16 protein-coding genes and 2 pseudogenes are annotated in these 19,649 nt (G+C 70.3%); 8 read left to right on the forward strand and 10 right to left on the reverse strand.

Annotation, left to right across the window (positions count from 1 at the left end):
• Nucleotides 1-70: 70 nt before the first annotated feature.
• The 3 genes from ACZ4XD_RS15025 to ACZ4XD_RS15035 are packed head-to-tail and all read left to right on the forward strand — an operon-like array spanning nucleotide 71 to nucleotide 1,688.
• Entirely contained in the window at nucleotides 71-553 is a 483-nt protein-coding gene (locus ACZ4XD_RS15025; protein ID WP_468042169.1) for a hypothetical protein, read from the forward strand.
• 42 nt (nucleotides 554-595) lie between these two features.
• Nucleotides 596-919: a ferredoxin gene (fdxA, locus tag ACZ4XD_RS15030; RefSeq protein WP_468042171.1), complete on the forward strand. Its 324-nt coding sequence runs from the start codon at nucleotides 596-598 to the stop codon at nucleotides 917-919.
• Nucleotides 920-935: 16 nt separating this feature from the next.
• Entirely contained in the window at nucleotides 936-1,688 is a 753-nt protein-coding gene (locus tag ACZ4XD_RS15035) for a thioesterase II family protein (protein WP_468042173.1), read from the forward strand.
• A 129-nt stretch (nucleotides 1,689-1,817) separates the two neighbouring features.
• Here the strand turns inward: ACZ4XD_RS15035 and rsgA are convergent, their stop codons facing one another.
• Nucleotides 1,818-2,978, reverse strand: a complete 1,161-nt coding sequence (gene rsgA / locus ACZ4XD_RS15040) for a ribosome small subunit-dependent GTPase A (RefSeq protein WP_468042175.1) — start codon at nucleotides 2,976-2,978, stop codon at nucleotides 1,818-1,820.
• A 395-nt stretch (nucleotides 2,979-3,373) separates the two neighbouring features.
• Between rsgA and ACZ4XD_RS15045 the strand changes: the two are divergent.
• Nucleotides 3,374-3,580: pseudogene (locus ACZ4XD_RS15045) on the forward strand ((2Fe-2S)-binding protein); the annotation flags it as partial.
• A gap of 16 nt (nucleotides 3,581-3,596) precedes the next feature.
• Here the strand turns inward: ACZ4XD_RS15045 and ACZ4XD_RS15050 are convergent.
• The 5 genes from ACZ4XD_RS15050 to ACZ4XD_RS15070 form a co-directional block, all read right to left on the reverse strand.
• A complete protein-coding gene (locus tag ACZ4XD_RS15050) occupies nucleotides 3,597-4,589 on the reverse strand; it encodes a hypothetical protein (protein ID WP_468042177.1) in 993 nt (330 codons plus the stop codon).
• Entirely contained in the window at nucleotides 4,586-5,854 is a 1,269-nt protein-coding gene (locus ACZ4XD_RS15055; protein WP_387248690.1) for an MFS transporter, read from the reverse strand. The genes ACZ4XD_RS15050 and ACZ4XD_RS15055 overlap by 4 nt, the downstream gene beginning before the upstream one ends.
• A gap of 119 nt (nucleotides 5,855-5,973) precedes the next feature.
• On the reverse strand, nucleotides 5,974-6,876 hold the full coding sequence (locus ACZ4XD_RS15060; RefSeq protein ID WP_468042181.1) for an alkaline phosphatase family protein: 903 nt from the start codon (nucleotides 6,874-6,876) through the stop codon (nucleotides 5,974-5,976).
• 94 nt (nucleotides 6,877-6,970) lie between these two features.
• Complete coding sequence (locus ACZ4XD_RS15065) at nucleotides 6,971-8,176, reverse strand: S8 family peptidase (protein ID WP_468042183.1); 1,206 nt, start codon at nucleotides 8,174-8,176, stop codon at nucleotides 6,971-6,973.
• Between the two features lie 146 nt (nucleotides 8,177-8,322).
• Nucleotides 8,323-9,309 (reverse strand): helix-turn-helix transcriptional regulator, encoded by a 987-nt coding sequence (locus tag ACZ4XD_RS15070; protein WP_468042185.1) that lies wholly within the window; start codon nucleotides 9,307-9,309, stop codon nucleotides 8,323-8,325.
• Nucleotides 9,310-9,868: 559 nt separating this feature from the next.
• On the opposite strand from ACZ4XD_RS15070, the gene ACZ4XD_RS15075 reads away from it, so the two are divergent.
• Nucleotides 9,869-10,954: a DUF2637 domain-containing protein gene (locus tag ACZ4XD_RS15075; RefSeq protein WP_468042188.1), complete on the forward strand. Its 1,086-nt coding sequence runs from the start codon at nucleotides 9,869-9,871 to the stop codon at nucleotides 10,952-10,954.
• Nucleotides 10,955-10,993: 39 nt separating this feature from the next.
• On the opposite strand, the gene ACZ4XD_RS15080 is transcribed toward ACZ4XD_RS15075, so the two are convergent.
• Nucleotides 10,994-11,359, reverse strand: a complete 366-nt coding sequence (locus ACZ4XD_RS15080; RefSeq protein WP_370682767.1) for an ATP-binding protein — start codon at nucleotides 11,357-11,359, stop codon at nucleotides 10,994-10,996.
• 383 nt (nucleotides 11,360-11,742) lie between these two features.
• Here ACZ4XD_RS15080 and ACZ4XD_RS15085 point away from each other — a divergent pair, with 383 nt between their 5' ends.
• On the forward strand, nucleotides 11,743-14,877 hold the full coding sequence (locus ACZ4XD_RS15085; protein WP_468042190.1) for an alpha-mannosidase: 3,135 nt from the start codon (nucleotides 11,743-11,745) through the stop codon (nucleotides 14,875-14,877).
• 403 nt (nucleotides 14,878-15,280) lie between these two features.
• Here ACZ4XD_RS15085 and ACZ4XD_RS15090 read toward each other — a convergent pair.
• Nucleotides 15,281-15,514: pseudogene (locus ACZ4XD_RS15090) on the reverse strand (chaplin); the annotation flags it as partial.
• A 266-nt stretch (nucleotides 15,515-15,780) separates the two neighbouring features.
• Between ACZ4XD_RS15090 and ACZ4XD_RS15095 the strand changes: the two are divergent.
• Nucleotides 15,781-16,869: a M20 family metallopeptidase gene (locus tag ACZ4XD_RS15095; RefSeq protein ID WP_468042231.1), complete on the forward strand. Its 1,089-nt coding sequence runs from the start codon at nucleotides 15,781-15,783 to the stop codon at nucleotides 16,867-16,869.
• A gap of 40 nt (nucleotides 16,870-16,909) precedes the next feature.
• Here the strand turns inward: ACZ4XD_RS15095 and ACZ4XD_RS15100 are convergent, their stop codons facing one another.
• Nucleotides 16,910-17,302, reverse strand: coding sequence for a nuclear transport factor 2 family protein (locus ACZ4XD_RS15100; RefSeq protein WP_468042192.1), 393 nt, complete (start codon nucleotides 17,300-17,302; stop codon nucleotides 16,910-16,912).
• Nucleotides 17,303-17,397: 95 nt separating this feature from the next.
• Between ACZ4XD_RS15100 and ACZ4XD_RS15105 the strand changes: the two genes are divergently transcribed.
• Nucleotides 17,398-17,841 (forward strand): MarR family winged helix-turn-helix transcriptional regulator, encoded by a 444-nt coding sequence (locus tag ACZ4XD_RS15105; RefSeq protein WP_468042194.1) that lies wholly within the window; start codon nucleotides 17,398-17,400, stop codon nucleotides 17,839-17,841.
• A gap of 24 nt (nucleotides 17,842-17,865) precedes the next feature.
• Here the strand turns inward: ACZ4XD_RS15105 and ACZ4XD_RS15110 are convergent, their stop codons facing one another.
• Nucleotides 17,866-19,608 carry a pyruvate dehydrogenase gene (locus ACZ4XD_RS15110; protein ID WP_468042196.1) on the reverse strand — a complete coding sequence of 581 codons (1,743 nt, stop codon included), beginning with the start codon at nucleotides 19,606-19,608 and terminating at the stop codon, nucleotides 17,866-17,868.
• Nucleotides 19,609-19,649 lie beyond the last annotated feature (41 nt).

A 19,649-nucleotide genomic window follows, 5' to 3' on the forward strand; every position in this document is an offset into this window, starting at 1 on the left:
GAAGGGTGGCGATCCCATCCGCCGGGCTGCATCACATTCCACTTCGCATCACTCGCAAGGAGATATCGCCGTGGCTGTCCAGGATGAACTCTTGGAGACCGCCGGAATCGCCGTGGTGGACCCGTTCTCGCTCTACCGCATCGCCGTGAGTCACACACCGGACGGAACGGCTCTCGGAGACGCGGCACGAGCGGGGACGATCCGCCTCATCACGCCGGCGATGGCGTTCGCCGTCGCCTGCGGCATGCGCACATGCTGGGACGAGGAGTGCGACCGGGACCATCGACACGGCACGGGCACCGCGATCCGGAAGTTCCTGGAAACAGGGGGAGTCGAGATCGTCGACCTCACTCCCGCGGAGACGGTTTCGGCCGGACAGCTGTACGCCGGCTACTTGGACCGCCGCATCACGGGTGCCGAGGTCATGGCGGCCTGTCACTCCGCGCTGCTCTCCAAGAATTCGGGATCCCCGCTCATTTCAGCGGGCCGGGCATCGTATTGCTACTCGGCCCTCGATCAAGCGAATATCAGTCTCCGCATCAAATTAATCTGACGCCATCCCCCCATCGGTGACACCGAAAAAGGAAGCAGTAGAGTGACCTACATCATCGCTCAGCCCTGCGCCGACGTCAAAGACAAGGCCTGCGTCGAAGAATGCCCCGTCGACTGCATCTACGAGGGCGAGCGCGCGCTTTACATCCATCCGGACGAGTGCGTGGACTGCGGCGCCTGCGAACCGGTGTGCCCCGTCGAGGCGATTTTCTACGAGGACGACACACCGGCGGAATGGGAAGAATATCGCCAGGCGAATGCCGAATTCTTTGCCGAGCTCGGCTCTCCCGGTGGTGCCTCGAAGATGGGCGTGATCGATCGGGACCACCCGGTCATCGCCGCTCTGCCCCAGCAGACGCCCGCCTGAGAAGGAAACGGAGACCATGCCCGACCCTTCCCGTTGGTTCAAAACCCTCTCTCCTTCAGGACAGGAGACGGCTCGTGCACCGCACGTCGTGTGCTTCCCGCATTCCGGAGGCGCCGCGAGTGTGTACCGGCCCCTGGGAGCCGAGCTCGCAGGCGATGTCCGAGTCGTCGGCGTGCAGTACCCGGGGCGCCAGGACCGGCACGACGAACCGGTTGTCACGGATCTCCACGAGCTGGCCGACCACATCGCCGAGGCGTACCGGCAGACGGCCGCAGGCGTACCCGGTGTCTTCTTCGGGCACAGCATGGGCGCGATCCTTGCCTACGAGGTGGCCCAACGGCTCGGCGCCGAGGGCCCTCTCGCCTTGATCGCGTCGGGCCGGCCGGCCCCCTCACGAGTGCGCCTGACCACCTCTTACCTGCTCGACGACACCGGGCTGGCGAAGCAGGTGGCCTGGCTCGGCGGTACGGCCACCGCGCTGCTCGAACACCCTGAGATGCGCGCGCTGCTGCTGCCGCTGATCCGTGGTGACTACCAGGCCAGCGAGACCTACCGCCCGCGCGGTGACGGGCCACTCGCCTGCCCCGTGCTGGCGCTGGGCGGTGACGCCGACCCGGTGGCCTCACTCGATGACATCCGGGCCTGGTCAGACCACACCACGGGCCCTTTCCGCCTCGAAACCCTCAGCGGCGGCCACTTCTACCTGCAGGACCACTGGCCGGCGGTCGCGGACCTCATCCGCTCCACAGCACTGGTCCCGGAAGCCTGAGCGCGATCACGAAGGTTCCGCCGGGCACCCTCCCGTCCCAGCGACGGAGAGGATGCCCGGCAGGCCCGGCCAGGGGCCGGAGGCGTCAGCTCCTGGAGCGGTCGTCGTCCCGGCGCGCCGGGAACGTGCTCAGGGCCGGCGCCCCCTCTTCACCTCCATGGCCGCCCTCCCCTCGGCCCTCTTGCGCTTGTTGTCCCGCCGCAGCTCCGAGCGCACCCGCACATCGGTCTTGGCGACGATCCACTGGTTCTCCCGCATGAGCTTGTGGTAGCTCTCGAGCCGCCGCTCAGCCAGTTCCCCCGAGTCGATCGCGGCAAGCACCGCGCATCCCGGCTCCCTGTCATGCGCACAGTCGTGGAACCGGCACCGCTCGGCCACCTCCGCGATGTCCGAGAAGAGCTGCCCGACCCCGCTCTCGGCATCGAACAGCCCGACGCCCCGGAGCCCGGGTGTATCGATCAGGACACCCCCGCCCGGCAGGGCCAGCAGGTTGCGCGTGGTCGTGGTGTGGCGCCCCTTGCCGTCCACGTCGCGGATGGCCTGGACCTCCATGGTGTCCTCGCCGAGCAACGCGTTGGCGAGCGTCGACTTGCCCGCTCCGGACTGCCCGAGCAGCACCGACGTCCCGCCGGAGGCCATCGCGGCAAGGACATCGAGTCCGTCACCGCTGCGCACGCTGACCGGCAGCACCGGCACCCCGGGCGCCGTCGCCTCCACGTCCTGCACGAGATACGACAACGTCACCGCGTCCGGCACGACATCCGCCTTGGTCAGCACGACCAGGGGCTGCGCCGTGGACTCCACGGAGCCCGACGTTCCGCGCAGCAGTGCCTCACCACTCGAGCAGGACAGGGCGAGGGCCAGGAACCGCTCGATGCGAGCGAGGTCGAGTTCATCCCCGAGGGACACACAGATGATGACGTGATCGATGTTGGTGGCCAGCAGCTGGCCCTTGGAGTGCTTGGACGAGGACGACCGCACGAAGGCGGTGCGCCGCGGCAGCAGCGTCCGCACATACCGCGTATCGCCGTCCTCAGGGTCGACCGCGACCCAGTCCCCCGTGCACACGGCCTTCATGGGATTCCAGGACAGGGTGAACTCGGTATCGGCACGGACGGTGCCGACCGGCGTGACGACCTCGCACTGCCCGCGGTCGACGCGTACGACCCGGCCAGGGAGGAGGCCCTGCTCGCGGTAGGAGGCGAACTCGGCCTCCCAGCCCGCGTCCCAGCCATAGGGAGCGAGCGGGTGCACCGCAGCTGAAGAGGTCGGCAGGGAAGAGAGATTCAAGAGAAACCCTTCACAAGGGCGGTGCCGGCAGCACGCTCACAGGCGCACGTAAGGAGTAAACAGTCAGCCGGACACCGCAGAGGTGGAGTTGACGAACGTCTGATTACGGGCGAGGCCCCTCACAAAGACAGTCATCGGTCACACCTCCTCTTCTCCGCACAGCTACTCGTGGCAGTCATCAGCCACGGCAGAAACCACACCTACGCTAACGACACCGGACGACGGGTGCCACTCAATTCAAGCCGTTCGCCACGTTGGATGCTTGGACGCACGGTCACAGCACGGTACGCAGACATTCCGAATGCCTCGGTTACCAGGGTGTGGCCCGTCAGGATGTCGCGCACATCGCGTAGCCGAGGCAAAGGGATCCCAGAATGAGAATGACCGATATATCGCTGGACTGGCTGGTTCCCGGCGCCACCGCCCCCTACATGGGCAGCGCGGGATTTCGTGCGCTGACCGGCCCCCAGGGCGAGACCCGGGCCACCCGGGACCGCATCAGCTGCTGCATGTACTACACACTGCGCCCCGACGACACCTGCCTCACCTGCCCGCGCACCCGCGACGAAGACCGCGTCCAGCGCCTCACCGCGACCACCTGACGGCCACTCAGGGCCGTCACTGCGCGCGGGTGAGGGCCGCGGGCGAAGCGGCGTCACGCAGCAGCACCCGCGGGGCCCCCGAGCCGTCGGCCGGCACCTGCCAGACGTCGGAACGGCCGCGCCCCTTGGGGAGGGCATAGGCGACGGTGCGCGCATCGAGCCAGGCCGCCTGGTCGTCGACGGAACGCGTCTCGGCCAGGGGTGTGACCCGGTTCGTGGCCACCTCCAGGACGGAGAGCCGCCAGCCGTGGGAGGGCTGGTCGTCGCGGGCCGATTTGAAGGCGATCCGGGTCCCGTCGGGGGACAGCGAGGGGCACTCGACGTTCGCGCGGAGCGCGCGCAGGGTGCGGTGGGCGAGGTCGCCGCGGACCAGGTAGCGGTGCCCCCTGGTGGACAGGGTGGCGTAGAAGTGCCGGTCGTCGGGGGCGAAGGTGATGCCCCAGATGTTGAGGTCAACGGCGGTGTAGGGCTTGCCGTGCAGGGTGACGTGCCAGTCCTCCAGTGTCGGGATGAGCTGCTGCGTACGGGTGTCGAGGATGCCGGCCCGGGTGGAGAAGCGGCCGCCGTTGTAGGAGTCGCCGGCGACGAAGACCGTCCAGGCGACCATCCGGCCGCTGGGTGACACCCGCGCCCGGTTGGGAACCCCTACCAGCGGAATGGTCCGGCGCACCTTCAACCGGTCGTCCATGACGGCTAGTTGGTAGGTTTTGAGACCGTCGTCCAGACGCAGGCACAGGGCGGTGCCGCCGGCCGCGTAGACCCGGGCGCAGGTGACCGGTGACGTGACGCGTCGCGCCCCGGGCCGGTCGGCGCGGACGGAGATCAGCTGGTCGCGGCTGCCGGGGGCGGTGCTGCGGGCAAGGATGCGCGGGCCGGGGGCGACGGATACGGCGGCGGCCGGGCCGGTGGCCGCGGTGGGCCGGGCGGCATGCCGGATCGCCAGCGTCGCCAGGACGGTGAGGACGGCCGCGGTCACGGTCACCATGAGCAGGGGGCTGCGCCGGTTCATGCGGTGGTCTCCTCGACGAGGGGGCGGGCCAGTGCACCCGCGGTGAGGGCGACGGCCAGCAGCACGGCACCGGCCGCCGCGGCGGAGGCGGGGCCGGCGCCCCACTGCGACCAGGCGGCGCCGAATGCGACGGACGAGCCGAAGTAGGCCAGCGCCTGGACGGTCTGCACCAGCGCCATCCCGGTGGTGCGCAGGGCGGGCGGGAGGACGGGGCCGGCCAGCGCCATCAGGACGCCGTCGGTGGCGGCGTAGAAGGTGCCGTAGCAGCAGAGGACGAGGACGGTGGCGGCCGTGCCGGAGAGCGGGGAGCGCAGCAGCACGTAGACGGCGAAGAGCATGCCGTAGCCGCACATCAGCATCGGTGTGCGGCCGATGCGGTCGGCGAGGGCGCCCAGCGGGGTGGCGAGCAGGAGGTAGACGAGGTTGGTGCCGACGGCGAAGAGCGGGAACCAGCCGGCCGACACGCTCTGGCGGTGCATCAGCTGGAGGTAGACGAAGCCGTCGCCGATGGTGGCGAGTCCCAGCAGACCGGCCGCGTACACCAGCCGGCGGACGCCGCGCCGGCGCAGCAGGTCCCCCACGGCGCGGGGACTGACGGTGCGGGTGGCGGGTTGCGCCGCCCGGTGGTCACGGGCGAACGCCATCAGGACGACAACGGCCAGGACGGCGATGCAGAAGCTGGTGAAGAAGATCGCACCGAAGGCCCGGGGCGAGGCCGCCCCGATGACCGAGAGCAGGCCCAGGGCGACGAGCGGGCCGGCGAAGGCGCCCGCGCTGTCCATGGCGCGGTGCAGACCGAAGGCCCGGCCCAGCACGGGTTCGGGCACGGAGAGCGAGATCAGGGCGTCGCGCGGCGCGCTCCGCAGTCCCTTCCCGGTACGGTCCGCGACAATCACCGCGCCGAGCGCGCCCACCGAGGAACCGGCCGCCACCAGCCCGAGTTTGGCGAGCGCCGAGACGCCGTAGCCCACGGCGGCGACCGCTTTGCGGCGCAGGGTGCGGTCGGCGAGATAGCCGCCCACCAGGCGCAGCAGTGCGGTGGCGCCGGTGTAGAGGCCGTCCATCAGGCCGTAGGCGGCCGGGCTCATCTGGAGGGTGAGGACGAAGTAGAGAGGAAGGACGGCGGTGACCATCTCTGCGGAGATGTCGGTGATCAGGCTGACGGCGCCCAGCGCCAGAACATTGCGCCCGACGGCCGCGAAGGTGGTACGCGGTGCGCTGCCCGCGCCGTCCTTCGGTGCTCGTTCGATGGTGGACAGGTACACGGTCGAGGTCCCCGCCTTTCGTGCTGCTCGGTCTGTTCCATCTGGTCCGGCCGGCGGTGCGGCCCGGCCGGCCCGGGGCCGCCACCGGGTGACGACGGCGGCCCCGGGCCGTGGTCAGGTCACTCCGAGGTCCAGATGTCGCCGAGGGCCGACTCGTCCGCCGCGCCGCCGAGCGCCGGCAGGCCGTACATGTCCTCCAGCGTGCGCAGGACGCTGTAGTGGTTGATCTGCTGCTGCGACTCGTAGCCGGCCTTCACATGCGCGCCCACGAACGAGGTGTAGATCTGGTTGACCGAGGTGAAGTTGTCCTCGTCGAAGGTCACCACGAGCAGGCTGTTGTGGGTCTTGGCCCACTGCGCGTAGTCGTCGAGGTTCTCCTTGAGCCAGCTGTCCCCGGTCCCGACCGAGCAGTCGTGCATGTCGTGGCACATGTCGGGCACCACGTACGACACCGTCGGCAGCTTGCTGTAGTCCGAGGGGAAGCTGGAGAACGGCAGGTGGTGAGCGGAGTCGCCGACCGTGGGGAAGTCGGCCCAGGGGGCGTGCTTACGGCGGTAGTCGCCGCTACTGCAGCCGGTGTAACCGGCGCTGGGCAGGTCCTCCGAGTACGCCTTGAACGTCTTGCCCGCGTCGATGAGCTGCTGACCAAGGTTGCCGGTGGAGAAGTCGTTCGGGCAGCTGTCGTCGTCGACGCCCTGCATCGAGCCGGAGAACAGGCCGATGTAGTTCGGCTGACTGGGGTGGGTCAGGCCGAACGAGTTGGCGGACAGAGCGCCTTGCTCGGCGAGCGAGTTGAGGTAGGGCGCGGAGGAGCTGCCCTTGATGGACGTGTAGTTCTTGTTCTCGAACGGCACGATCACGATGTGGTCGTACTGCGGCAGCGAGGCGTCCGCCGCCGTGGCGGAGGCGGCCTTCGTCGTGCGCGGACCGCTGCGCTGCCCGGGTTCGGACGCGAAGGCGCTGGCGGCCACCAGGGTCAGGGCCACCGCCGCGGCCGTGGTGGCGAGATGGGCGAAACGCATGGGGTACCTCCTGAAGACGGAGCGGAACGAAACGGAAGGGAAAGGAAAGGGGCGGAACGTGCGGCGGAAGGTGGGCGCCGCGGGGCGGCGAGCGTCAGGGCGCGCCCAGGCCGCCGGTGAAGAGCAGCCGGTTGGGGCTGCCGCTGCCGGCGTCGGAGACCTTGCCGTCCGTGGCGTGGTCGACGAGGGCCTGCTGGACCTCCGCCGGGGAGGCGTCCGGGTGCGCGGAGAGGTAGAGGGCGGCGGCGCCGGTCACATGCGGTGCAGCCATCGAGGTGCCGGTGAGGTCGTGGGTGTCCGTGTCCCCCGTGTTCCAGGCCGAGGTGATGCCCGTCCCCGGGGCAAACAGATCGGTGCAGGGGCCGTAGTTGGAGTCGGAGCGGCGCCGGTCGTCGGAGGTGGCGTTGTTGACGACGAGGGCGGCGGCGATGTCGCCGGGCGAGTTGTCGCAGGCGTCGGCGCCGTCGTTGCCCGAGGAGACGACCCAGGTGACCCCGGAGGCGATGGACTTCTTGATCGCGCTGTCCTCGCTGCTGTTCTTGCCACCGTTGATGCTCATATTGACCACGGCGGGCTTGGCGGCGTGGGCGGTGATCCAGTCGGCGGCCGCGATGATCGACGACGAGGAGCCCTTGCCCTGGCAGTTCAGGGCACGCACGGACACCAGCTTGACGCCCTTGGCCACGCCGTAGTCCTTGCCGCCGATGGTGCCGGAGACGTGGGTGCCGTGACCGGCGCAGTCCTGTCCGTTCTGCCCGTCGCCCACTTCATCGGCCCCGACGGACGCCCGGCCCTGGAACTGGCTGTGCGAGGTGCGGATACCGGTGTCGACGACATACGCCGTGACGCCGCTCGCCGTCGTGGCGTACGAGTAGCTCCTGTCCAGCGGCAGGGCTTCCTGGTCCACCCGGTCGAGCCCCCACGACGGCGGGTCGCTCTGGACGGCGGAACCACGCACCTCGGCGTCCTGCTCCACGTAGGCGACACCGGGATCGGCCGCCACCCGCTGCGCCTGGCCGGCGGACATCGCCGCCGCGAAGCCCTTGAGCACCGTCCCGTAGGTCTGCCGGACGGTGCCCCCGTGCGCCTTCACGAGGCGGGCGCTCTCCTCCTTCACCGAACGGGCGGACAGCGTACGGTCCTTGAGGACGACGATGTACCGGCCCGGGAGGGCATGGGCGGAGGTACGGACGGCGGGAACGGGCGGCGGGTCCTCCGCGTAGGACACGTAACCGGCGAGCAGAGGGACCGCCGTCGAGAGGGCGACGACCGTGGCGAGCCTTGATATTCGCAGGGGCACAGCTACTCCAAGGGGGTGCGGGAGCCCGGAAGCCCGGGCCCCCTTTGTGTACCGGCCGCCAAGGCGCAGTGGCGGCACAACTGTGTCAGTGGCACAGATGCGCAACCCGCGCCCAACCCCTGCTCCCCCGCCGGGCCGGGAGGCCGTCAGATCCACTCCTTGCGGGCGGCGTGCAGGGCGAGCTGGAACCGGCTGGTGGCGCCGGCCAGTTGGTAGAGCCGCTCGGTGTGCCGGGAGAGGGTGCGGCGGCTGATGCCCAGCAGCTGCGCGATGGTGTCGTCGGTGACCCCCGTCCCCATGAGCTCCAGGATGCGGCGCTGTACGGGACGCAATGCGCGCGGCACCAGCTCACTGAGGTGCATGGGGTGGCCGGAGCGCCACGATGTCTCGAACAGCCCCAGGAGCGCGGTCAGCAGGCTCGACGGCCGCACCAGCAAAAGGGCCTCATTGGATTCCGCTTCGACGGACGACATCGAGACGATTGCCAGCCGCCGGTCGAAGACCGTGAGTTTGACCGGGACCGTCGTCAGCACCCGGGCCTGTTCGCCGGCCGCAATGCACGGCTCGATATTGACTGCGTAGTAGGCACAGTTCCGCACCGCGGAGCTGGAATACACCACGCGGTATTCCACCCCCCGTCGGAGATTCTCCACCTCGACGTCATTCGCGCCGCCATCCGTGTGATAAGGCGGCGAATCGAAGCGAATCACCTCGGACTCCACCGCCTTCTCGAACCCCCATATGCGGTCCACGATCTGCGGTCCCGTCACCACCTCGACCAGATCATCGGTGGTCTGCGCACCGGTACAGCGCCGGTAGTCCTGATAGGCGTGCAGCGCGGCCATCTGGGCCCGCCGGACCTCGGCCGACCGGACATGGACGAGGCGGTCCAGCGCCATGCTCGGCTCAGCGGGAGACAGTGGCGCCGCGTGATCCGGGCCGCCGGCGACGACCAGCCCCAGGTCAATCAGCCGGTCGACGGATTCCTCCACCCGCTCCCGTTCCCAGCCCAGTTGCTCCCCCAGCTTCCCGGCGCTGCTGCGCCCGGCCTGAAGCAGCACCTGAAACACCTCGGCCTCCTGCCGGGCCACTCCGAGATCCCTGAGATATGCCACCAAATCCCTGTCATTCACATGAACTCCCCTCAGCAAGCGCACATCCGATAGCCGGCCGGATGCGGACCAAGAAGGCAAATGCGGTGAAGTAGATGGAGTTGTTCCGGTTGACGAACGGGTCCCGCGTGGCCGACATCGTGCCACGGAAAGATCAACTGTCAAGTTGAATGCGCAATTAATTCCAAAAACACGCAGGAAGGATTCTTTTACGCCTGGACCGGACTCGGAAGTTATCGGCCTCAGCGCGGCAAATTGCCCTGAGAGCAGTGATTCTGATGTGGCTTCAGCTACCGGCTCGTCGCCGACCCTCGTTCACCCACGCCAGGCCACCGAAGGCCGCTGACCCGACGATCGCCAACGCTCCCGACGGAGCCTCACCGGCCGTCGGGGGGCGGACCGTACACCCCCTCAGGCCCTCAACTCTCGAACTCAACACCCGTCGAACGAATGCGAGTTCGACTCCCCGGTGACTCCATCACACCCCTTGGCGGCTTCTTGTTCCGAATGCCTCGGTTACGGGGGTGGGGTCCGTCAGGATGTCGCGCACATCGCGTACCCGAGGCAAAGGGATCCCAGAATGAGAATGACCGATATATCGCTGGACTGGCTGGTTCCCGGCGCCCTGCTGCTCGTCGGTGTGCTCGCGGCCGCGGCGCTGGTGGTGCGTGGGAAGCGGGCGGCGGCCCGGTCCGCCGGTGAGGACTCCTGGGAGCGCAGCGAGGAGCGCCGCCGCCGTAAGGAGACCGTCTTCGCGTCGGCCTCCTATCTGCTGCTGTTCTGCTGTGCGGCGGTCGCCGCCGCGCTGTCCTTCCACGGGCTGGTCGGCTTCGGCGTGCAGAACCTCAACCTGTCCGGGGGCTGGGAGTATCTGGTGCCGTTCGGGCTCGACGGTGCGGCGATGTTCTGTTCCGTGCTCGCCGTGCGGGAGGCCAGCCACGGCGATGCGGCGCTCGGCTCCCGGATGCTGGTGTGGACGTTCGCGGGCGCGGCGGCGTGGTTCAACTGGGTGCATGCGCCGCGCGGCCTGGGGCACGCGGGCGCACCGCAGTTCTTCGCCGGGATGTCGCTGTCGGCCGCGGTGCTCTTCGACCGGGCGCTCAAGCAGACCCGCCGGGCGGCGCTGCGCGAGCAGGGACTGGTGCCGCGGCCGCTGCCGCAGATCCGGATCGTCCGCTGGCTGCGGGCTCCCCGCGAGACCTTCGCGGCCTGGTCGCTGATGCTGCTGGAGGGCGTACGGACGCTGGACGAGGCGGTCGAGGAGGTCCGCGAGGACCGGCGGGAGAAGGAGCAGAACCGGCACCGCCGGCGCGAGCAGGGCAAGCTCGACCGGGCCCGCATCAAGGCCATCAACCGGCAGCACCGCAGCTGGGGTCTCGGCCGGGCCGGCGGCCGGCAACTGGCGGTGCCCCAGGCGGCGGCCGCGGAGGTGGCCGGCCCCGACCCCGCCATAGCCGGTACCCCTCAGCCGCTGCTCACCGGAGAGTCGCCGGTGCGCTCCCGCCCGGCTCTCAAGGCCGTGGCGGGCGCTGAGGCGGAGGGCGTCGGGGCTCCGGCGGGGGCCCCGCGGACCGTGGATCTCACCGCCGAGGACGACACCCAGACGATTCCCCGCCTGGATTCCCTGGAGGAGAAACTCGCCGAGATCGAACGGCAATTCGGCTGACCGGTGGCGGACCGCGCCGACCGACGCCCCGCCCATGGGTCAGGCCGGTCCGCCGCCCAGCTCGAACCACACGCTCTTCCCGAGGCTCTCGGTGCGTATCCCCCATGCGTCGGCTAAGGAACGCACCAGCATCAGCCCCCTGCCGGAGGTCCCGTCGGTGGTCGGTGGGCGGGGCTCGGGGCGCCCGGGGACAAAGTCCCGGACCTCCACCCGCAGCCGGTCGCTGACCCGCGCGGTGACGACGGCGCCGCCCTCGGCATGCACCAGGGCATTGGTGACCAGCTCGCTGGTGAGCAGCGTCGCGACCTCGGCGAGCTCGCCGCCCCCCGGCACCGACCAGCGGCTCAGCAGCTGGCGCAGCTCCCGGCGCACCTCACCGACCGCTTTCAGGTCCGCATGCCGCACCTTCCGCTCCAGCACGCGTGGCGCTCGCGCGGTGGTCCCCCCGTTGCGGCCCCCCTCGGCCGTTTCCTGCCTTCTGTCCCGTTCCTCGCGCCGCACAGGCTGACGCATTTTCTCCCCCGCCCCCAACGAACCTCGGCGCTCTGCCTCGAACAGCCTCACGGTCAGCATGCCCATCCGATCTGCCGCCATGCTTCCGCGCGCCACGTCGCCGGTGCGCCGCCCGCGCGCCGGGTGGGCCGGGCCGGGCCCCAGTGGGTATGCCTGACCCCGAGCCTGTCCCGAAACCCCGGCCGCACCCGGACGCGAGGGAGCACCCACCCGGTTGCCGCCGGGCAGCCCGCCCGCGCCCCTGGGCGTGGGGAGTACGAGCGTGAGGAGCCGCTGTGCACGACGACCGACTGCTGGTGGAGGGGCGCCTGGAGCGGGCGCTGAGGCAGTTCATCAGGCCCGCGCAGTACGCGGAGCGGGTGCCTCTGCGGCTGGCCGTCTGGCACGCGCCCGGCGAACCTGTGCCGGTGGACGAGGCGCTGCGGGCCACGTACGAGCCGTTCACGGTGGGCGAGCCCTGGGGGCCGCCGTGGTCCACCAGCTGGTTCCGGCTGGCGGGTGAGGTGCCGCAGGAGTGGGCGGGGCGGCGGGTGGAGGCCGTCATCGATCCCGGCTTCAGCGGCGACGGGCCCGGCTTCCAGGCCGAGGGGCTGCTCTACGACTCCGACGGGGTGCCGCTCAAGGGCATCCATCCGCGCAACCGGCACCTCCCCGTCGGCGCGCCGGTCAGCGGCGGTGAGGAGGTGCGGCTGCTGCTGGAGGCCGCCGCGAACCCGGCGGTGCTGCGGGATTTCCGCCCCACCGACCTCGGCGATGTACGGACCGCGCCCCACCGGCCGCTCTACCGCTTCGCCTCGGCGGACCTCGCGGTGCTCGACGAGACCGTCTGGCAGCTGATCCTGGACACCGAGGTGCTGTCGGAGCTGATGTACGAACTGCCCGCCGACGGCCCGCGCCGGCACGAGATCCTGCGGGCCCTGGAGGACATGCTGGACGCGCTGGATCTGCACGACGTCGGGGGCACGGCGGCCGCGGGCCGGGCCGCACTGGCGGACGTCCTGAGCCGCCCGGCCACCGCGAGCGCCCATCGGGTCTCGGCCACCGGGCATGCCCATATCGACTCCGCCTGGCTGTGGCCGCTGCGCGAGACCGTGCGCAAGGCGTCCCGCACGTTTGCCAACGTCACCCAACTGGCCAAGGAATACCCGGAGTTGGTGTTCGCCTGCTCGCAGGCGCAGCAGTACGCCTGGGTCAAGGAGCACCAGCCGCACCTCTGGGAGCGCATCAAGGAGGCCGTACGGGAGGGCAATTGGGCGCCGGTCGGCTCGATGTGGGTGGAGTCCGACGCCAATATGCCCGGCGGTGAGGCGCTGGCCCGGCAGCTCGTGCACGGCAAGCGCTTCTTCCTGGAGGAGCTGGGGGTGGAGACCGAGGAGATCTGGCTGCCGGACTCGTTCGGCTACACCGCCGCCTTCCCGCAGCTGGCCCGGCTGGCCGGCGCGAAGTGGTTCCTGACCCAGAAGCTGTCGTGGAACCAGACCGACAAGATGCCGCACCACACCTTCTGGTGGGAGGGCATCGACGGCACCCGCGTCTTCACCCACTTCCCGCCCGTCGACACCTACAACTCCCGCTTCCACGCCGGCGAACTCGCCCACGCCGCCCGCAACTTCGCCGAGAAGGGCCGCGCCACCCGCTCCCTGGTCCCCTTCGGCTGGGGGGACGGCGGTGGCGGCCCGACCCGCGAGATGTTGGAGCGGGCCCGCCGGCTGCGGTCCCTGGAGGGCTCACCCCGGGTCGAGATCGAGCCGCCGGCCCCATTCTTCGAGGCCGCGCATGAGGAGTACGGGGCGGCGGCGCCGGTCTGGTCGGGCGAGCTGTACCTGGAGTTCCACCGCGGTACGTACACCTCGCAGGCGAAGACCAAACAGGGCAACCGGCGCAGTGAACATCTGCTGCGCGAGGCGGAGTTGTGGGCGGCGACGGCGGCGGTACGGGCGGGCGCCGACGCGTCGTACGCCTACCCGTACGACGCCCTCGACCGTCTCTGGAAGACCGTACTGCTGCACCAGTTCCACGACATCCTGCCGGGCTCGTCCATCGCCTGGGTCCACCGCGAGGCCCGGGCCACGTACGCGGCGGTCGAGGCGGAGCTGACCGGGATCATCGAGACGGCGCTCGGGGCGCTGGAGTGTTCCGGGCCGGTGGCGGCCGAGGTACCGACGGTGTTCAACGCCTCGCCGTACGCCCGGGACGAGATCGTCGCCCTGCCGGCGCCGTCCCCGGGGCCGGGCGGGCCGGCCGCCGTCGCGGTCCATGTACCCGCACTGGGTTCGGCACCCGTCCGCGCGCCCGGCCCGGACTCCCCCACACCACCGCCGCCGGACGTACGGGCGGAGACCGGCGCCGAGGGCACCCTCACCCTCGACAACGGCCTGCTGCGGGTCCGCATCGACACCGACGGCCTGCTGACCTCCGTACGCGATCTGCACGCCGGACGGGAGGTGCTGGCCCCGGGCACCCGCGGCAATCTGCTCCAGCTGCATCCCGATCACCCCACCCAGTACGACGCCTGGGACCTCGACCGGCACTACCGCCGCCGGCACGCCGATCTGACCGACGCCGAGTCCGTGGAGCTGGCCACGGCCGGGCCGCTGTCCGCGACGGTCCGGGTGACCAGGGCGTTCGGCGCGTCCCGGCTCACCCAGGAGCTGACCCTGCGCGCCGGCTCACACCGTCTCGACATCACCACCGACATCGACTGGCACGAGTCCGAGAAGGTCCTCAAGGCCGCCTTCCCCCTGGATGTGCACGCCGAACGGTCCACCGCCGAGATCCAGTTCGGCCATGTACACCGCCCCACGCACACCAACACCAGCTGGGACGCGGCCCGTTTCGAGATCTGTGCGCACCGCTGGCTGCGGGTCGCCGAGCCGGGCTACGGCGTCGCCCTGCTCAACGACTCGACCTACGGCCATGACGTGACCCGCACCCCGCACCCCGAAGGGCTGGGCACGACGGTACGGCTGACCCTGCTGCGCGCCCCGCACAGCCCCGACCCCGAGACCGATCAGGGCTCCCACCGCTTCACCTACGCACTGCTGCCCGGCGCCGGGGTCGGGGACGCGGTCGCCGAGGGCCTGGCCCTCAACCTGCCCCTCAGGACGGCCGACGCGCCGCCCGTACCCCCGCTGATCCGCGTCGACCACCCGGCCGTCACGGTCGAGTCGGTCAAGCTCGCCGAGGACCGCAGCGGCGATGTGGTGGTGCGGCTGTACGAGTCCCACGGCGGCCGCGCCTCCGGCACCGTCTCCCCCGGCTTCCCCGTGCAACACGCCACCGTGACCGACCTGTTGGAGCGTCCACTGCACGAGGAGGAGGAAGGCCCGACCTCCGACGTGGCGGTCGAGCTGCGCCCGTTCCAGATCCTGACCCTCCGGCTCCGGCCGCAGCGTCCGCCTGCCGGGTGAGCCCGGGCGTTCGGTCCCTCGCGGCGGCGGACCGGCCGTGCGGGAAGGGGCCGGACAACGCGCCGGCCGGGGCCCCGTGGAACGGGACCCCGGCCGTGTGCCGGTGAGCATGCGTGATCGTGGGGAGTGCCTCCACACCGCGCGGTTCGGGCGCTTATCGGCGTCGGCCGGGCCCGCGGCGCGGTGCACGCACGCTTGCAACGATCAGATGATCCAAGCGAGCGGCCTAGCGCTCGACGTCGACCAGGCCGCCGCCGCCGGTGTGCACGCCACCGGACGGCTTGTGGTGGTGCTTCTTGTTGTGGTGCTTCTTGACGTGGTGCTTCTTCTTGGCGTGCTTGATGTGGTGGTGGTGCTTGACGTGGTGGTGACGGTGCACCTCCACCCGGCGCTCGATGTGACCGTTGATGCAGGTGTTGCCGAAGGCCGGGTTCAGCAGCCCCACGATGTTGATGGTGTTGCCGCACACATTGACCGGAATGTGGATCGGGACCTGAATCGCGTTGCCCGACACCACTCCCGGCGAATTGGCCGCGCCGCCGGCCGCGCCGGCGTCTGCGTACGCCGCCGACATGCCCCCCAGGGCGGTGCTTGCCGCAAGAGCGGCCAAGGCAGTCACCCGCGTGATCCGTGACATAACAATCTCCCGATAGCTCCAAGCGGCTCACTGCCGCTTCCTGTTACTCCCTTCGGCGCGTACGGCCCCATACTGAGAGAGTTTGCTAACATTTCACTCTTTCCGGGGATAAGTGTGGTTTAGAGATCGCGTAGTGAGGTCAAGGGCATCGGCCAAACCCTGGGTCAGAAGCGCGGAAGCGGGCAGGTGAGCCCGTTCCGGCACGGCGTTCGACGTACGCTTGCGGCGTGACGCCGCACCACACCGCCAACGCAGACATCGACGCGATGATCGAGGACCTCAGGACGCTCGTCGAGGTCGAGTCCCCCTCCCGTGATCTCGACGCCTTGCGGGCGTCGGCCAAGACCGTTGCCGCCGTCATCGAGCGCCGGCTCGGCGGGCAGGCCGTCCTCGTCGAGAGCGAAGCCGGTCCGCATGTCCACTGGTCCGGCGGCGGCGATCCCAAGGTCCTGATCCTCGGTCACCATGACACGGTGTTTCCGCTCGGCACGCTGGCGCGCCGCCCGTTCACGGTCGCGGACGGGCGGGCGACCGGTCCCGGGGTCTTCGACATGCTCGGCGGGCTGGTGCAGGCGATCCATGGCGTGGCGCTGGCCGAGGACCGCGCGGGCGTCGAGATCCTGGTGACCGCCGACGAAGAGGTCGGTTCCCACTCCTCCCGGGCTCTCATCGAGGAGCGCGCCCTCGCCTGCGGCGCCGTACTGGTGGGTGAGGGCGCCGCGGAGGGCGGGGCTCTCAAGACCGGCCGTAAGGGCTGCGGCACCTTCCATGTCGCCATCAGGGGCCGGGCGTCGCACGCGGGCCTGGAACCGGCGGCCGGGGTCAATGCCCTGGTCGAAGCAGCACACCAGGTGCTGGATATCGCCGCACTCGGCCGGCCCGGCATCGGCACCACCGTGACCCCGACGGTGGCCGCCGCGGGAACCCTGGACAACGTCGTGCCCGCGGAGGCGACCGTCACCGTCGATGTCCGGGTCGAGTCGGCCGAGGAGAAGGAGCGCATCGAGGCCGCCTTCGCGGCACTTGCTCCGCATCTCGACGGGGCGGAGATCGCGGTGACGGGCGCCGTCGGCCGGCCGCCGATGCCGGAGTCGGCGGCGGCCGGGCTCTTCGCGGTGGCGCGGCAACTGCTTCCCGGTATCGAAGCCGTGGCTGTCGGCGGCGGAAGCGATGGCAACTTCACGGCCGCGCTGGGGGTGCCGACCCTCGATGGCCTGGGGGCGGTCGGGGGCGGTGCCCACGCCGATCACGAGTATGTGGTGATCGACGCCATGACCGAGCGGGCACAGCTGATTGCCGGGCTGGTGAACGCACTTCAGCAGCCGGAGCGGAACGAGGCCGTCCGCGCGCGGTGAGGGATCGGTCGGGGTCGCGGTACCGCTCGCGTGCCGGATCTCAGCGGGCGCTGCCCATGGTGCGGTCGGCGTCGGCGCCCTGGAGCATCAGGGTGGTCTCCTCGATACGGCGGAACCGGCCGTCGGGCGCGAAGTCGGCGAACACATAGACCTCCATGCGCACGGTCGAGCCGTCCTTCTTCGTGATGTCGACGGTGTGCCGGTCGGCGTACTTGCTGCCGTCGTACAGCTCCTCGTGGACCTCGACCCGGCCGTCAGCGACGAGGGTGCGCAGGTGGGTGATGTGCTCGACGAACCCGGCGCGGTCGATCCACTCGCCGTCCGTGCGCTGGCGGTACTCCGGGGCGAAGTGGCGGTCCGCGGCGTCCTGCACGGTGAGGTCGCGGGCGAAGAGCAGGTCGTTCAGGGCGGCTTCGATGCCGGTGTGCGTCATGGGAGGTCCCCTCAAGGAAAGAAGTGCGTGCGCTGCGCACGCATCTCCTGCACTGTAGCAGCAGACGCGTGCGCAGCGCACGCTATTCTGGTGAGGTGGAGAACGAAGTAGGACATGAGATCGCGGCAGCGCTGGGCATCCTGCTCAGGCGCACCACCCGCACGCAGCTGCACAAGCAACTCACCGAGGGCATGGGCGAGGCGGTGGACGAACTGACGTACCCGGTCCTCAGCGCACTGGCCCGGACCGGGCCCCGCAGCGCGGCCGACCTGGCGCCCGACGCCGGGGTCGACCGCTCCGGCGTCACCCGGCGGGCCTCACGGCTGGAGGCCGCCGGCCTCGTCCGCCGCGAGGCCGATCCCACCGACCGGCGCGCGCAGTTGCTCGTCCTCACCGAGCAGGGCCGGCGCGCGGTGACCGAGCTGCGGGAGCGGCTGGCCGCCCACATCATGGCGAGCCTGTCCTCGTGGCCGCCGGGTGAGGCCGAGGCGTTCGCCCGTCAGCTGCGCCGTTTCACCGTCGACGGCCCGTTCGGTTAGTGCGGCGGGCCCCGGCCCCCACCCCTAAGGCCGGGGAATGTTGCGCAAGTTGGAACGGGCCATTTGCAGCATGCGGCCGACTCCGCCGTCCAGCACCATCTTTCCGGCCGACAGGGCGAAGCCGGAGACCATCTCGGCGCTGATCTTCGGCGGCATGGACAGGGCGTTGGGGTCGGTGACGATGTCGACCAGGGCAGGGCCCTTGTGGCGGAAGGCGTCGCGCAGGGCGCCGCGCAGCTGCTTGGGCTTCTCCACCCGGACGCCGTGCGCCCCGGCCGCGCGGGCGATGGCCGCGAAGTCCGGGTTCTGGTTGGTGGTGCCGTACGACGGCAGGCCGGAGACCAGCATCTCCAGCTCCACCATCCCCAGCGAGGAGTTGTTGAACAGCACCACCTTCACCGGCAGGTCGTATTGGACCAGGGTGAGGAAGTCGCCCATCAGCATCGAGAATCCGCCGTCACCCGACATGGAGACGACCTGCCGTCGCCGGTCGGTGAACTGGGCGCCGATCGCCTGCGGGAGCGCATTGGCCATCGAGCCGTGGCTGAACGAACCGATCACCCGGCGGCGGCCGTTGGGGGTGAGATAGCGGGCGGCCCAGACGTTGCACATGCCGGTGTCGACGGTGAAGACGGCGTCGTCGGCGGCCTCTTCGTCCAGGACGGAGGCGACGTACTCGGGGTGGATCGGGGTGTGCTTCTCGACCTTGCGGGTGTAGGCGCTGACCACGCCTTCCAGCGCCTCGGCGTGCTTCTTCAGCATCCGGTCGAGGAACTTGCGGTTCTCCTTCGGCCGGACCTTGGGGATCAGACCGCGCAGCGTCTCGCGGACATCGCCCCAGACGGCCAGGTCCAGCGTGGTGCGGCGGCCCAGGTGTTCGGGCCGGACATCGACCTGGACGATCTTGACGTCATCGGGCAGGAACGCGTTGTACGGGAAGTCCGTGCCGAGCAGGATCAGCAGATCGCACTCATGGGTGGCCTCGTAGGCCGCGCCGTAGCCGAGCAGTCCACTCATGCCCACGTCGTAGGGGTTGTCGTACTGGATCCACTCCTTGCCGCGCAGCGCATGTCCGACCGGGGACTTCACCCGCTCGGCGAACTCCATCACCTCCGCGTGCGCGCCCGCCGTGCCGCTGCCGCAGAACAGCGTGACCTTGTCGGCCTCGTCGATCATCGTGGCCAGTGCGTCGAGTTCGGCGTCGCCGGGGCGTACGGACGGCCGCGCGGTGACCAGGGCGTGTTCGATGGCGCGCTCGGGGGCCGGTTCGGCGGCGATATCGCCGGGGAGGGAGACGACCGCGACGCCGCTCTGCCCGATGGCGTGCTGGATCGCGGTCTGGAGCACCCTCGGCATCTGCCGGGTGCTGGAGATCAGCTCGCTGTAGTGGCTGCACTCGACGAACAGCCGGTCGGGGTGGGTCTCCTGGAAGAAGGTGGTGCCGATCTCGCTGGAGGGGATGTGCGAGGCCAGGGCGAGGACCGGGGCCATCGAACGGTGGGCGTCGAACAGGCCGTTGATGAGGTGCAGATTGCCGGGGCCGCAGGAGCCGGCGCAGGCCGCGAGGGAGCCGGTGAGCTGCGCTTCCGCCCCGGCGGCGAAGGCGGCGGTCTCCTCGTGCCGGACCTGGATCCAGTCGATCGCGGAGTTCCGGCGGATGGCGTCCACCACCGGGTTCAGGCTGTCACCGACGACGCCGTAGAGCCGTCGCACCCCTGCCCGTACGAGGATGTCCACGAACTGCTCGGCCACGGTCTGCTTCGCCATGTCGCTGTCGCTCCTTCGACGGGTGTGCGGCGGGTGGGTGA

The sequence above is a fragment of the Streptomyces sp. NPDC029466 genome, from assembly GCF_055574515.1.

Bases quoted from the DNA above. Each gene is read 5' to 3' on its own strand.
- ACZ4XD_RS15035 (WP_468042173.1), top strand. From the start codon at position 936: ATGCCCGACCCTTCCCGTTGGTTCAAAACCCTCTCTCCTTCAGGACAG.
- ACZ4XD_RS15050 (WP_468042177.1), bottom strand. From the start codon at position 4,589: ATGAACCGGCGCAGCCCCCTGCTCATGGTGACCGTGACCGCGGCCGTC.
- ACZ4XD_RS15060 (WP_468042181.1), bottom strand. From the start codon at position 6,876: ATGCGTTTCGCCCATCTCGCCACCACGGCCGCGGCGGTGGCCCTGACC.
- ACZ4XD_RS15075 (WP_468042188.1), top strand. From the start codon at position 9,869: ATGAGAATGACCGATATATCGCTGGACTGGCTGGTTCCCGGCGCCCTG.
- ACZ4XD_RS15095 (WP_468042231.1), top strand. From the start codon at position 15,781: ATGATCGAGGACCTCAGGACGCTCGTCGAGGTCGAGTCCCCCTCCCGT.
- ACZ4XD_RS15100 (WP_468042192.1), bottom strand. From the start codon at position 17,302: ATGACGCACACCGGCATCGAAGCCGCCCTGAACGACCTGCTCTTCGCC.
- ACZ4XD_RS15110 (WP_468042196.1), bottom strand. From the start codon at position 19,608: ATGGCGAAGCAGACCGTGGCCGAGCAGTTCGTGGACATCCTCGTACGG.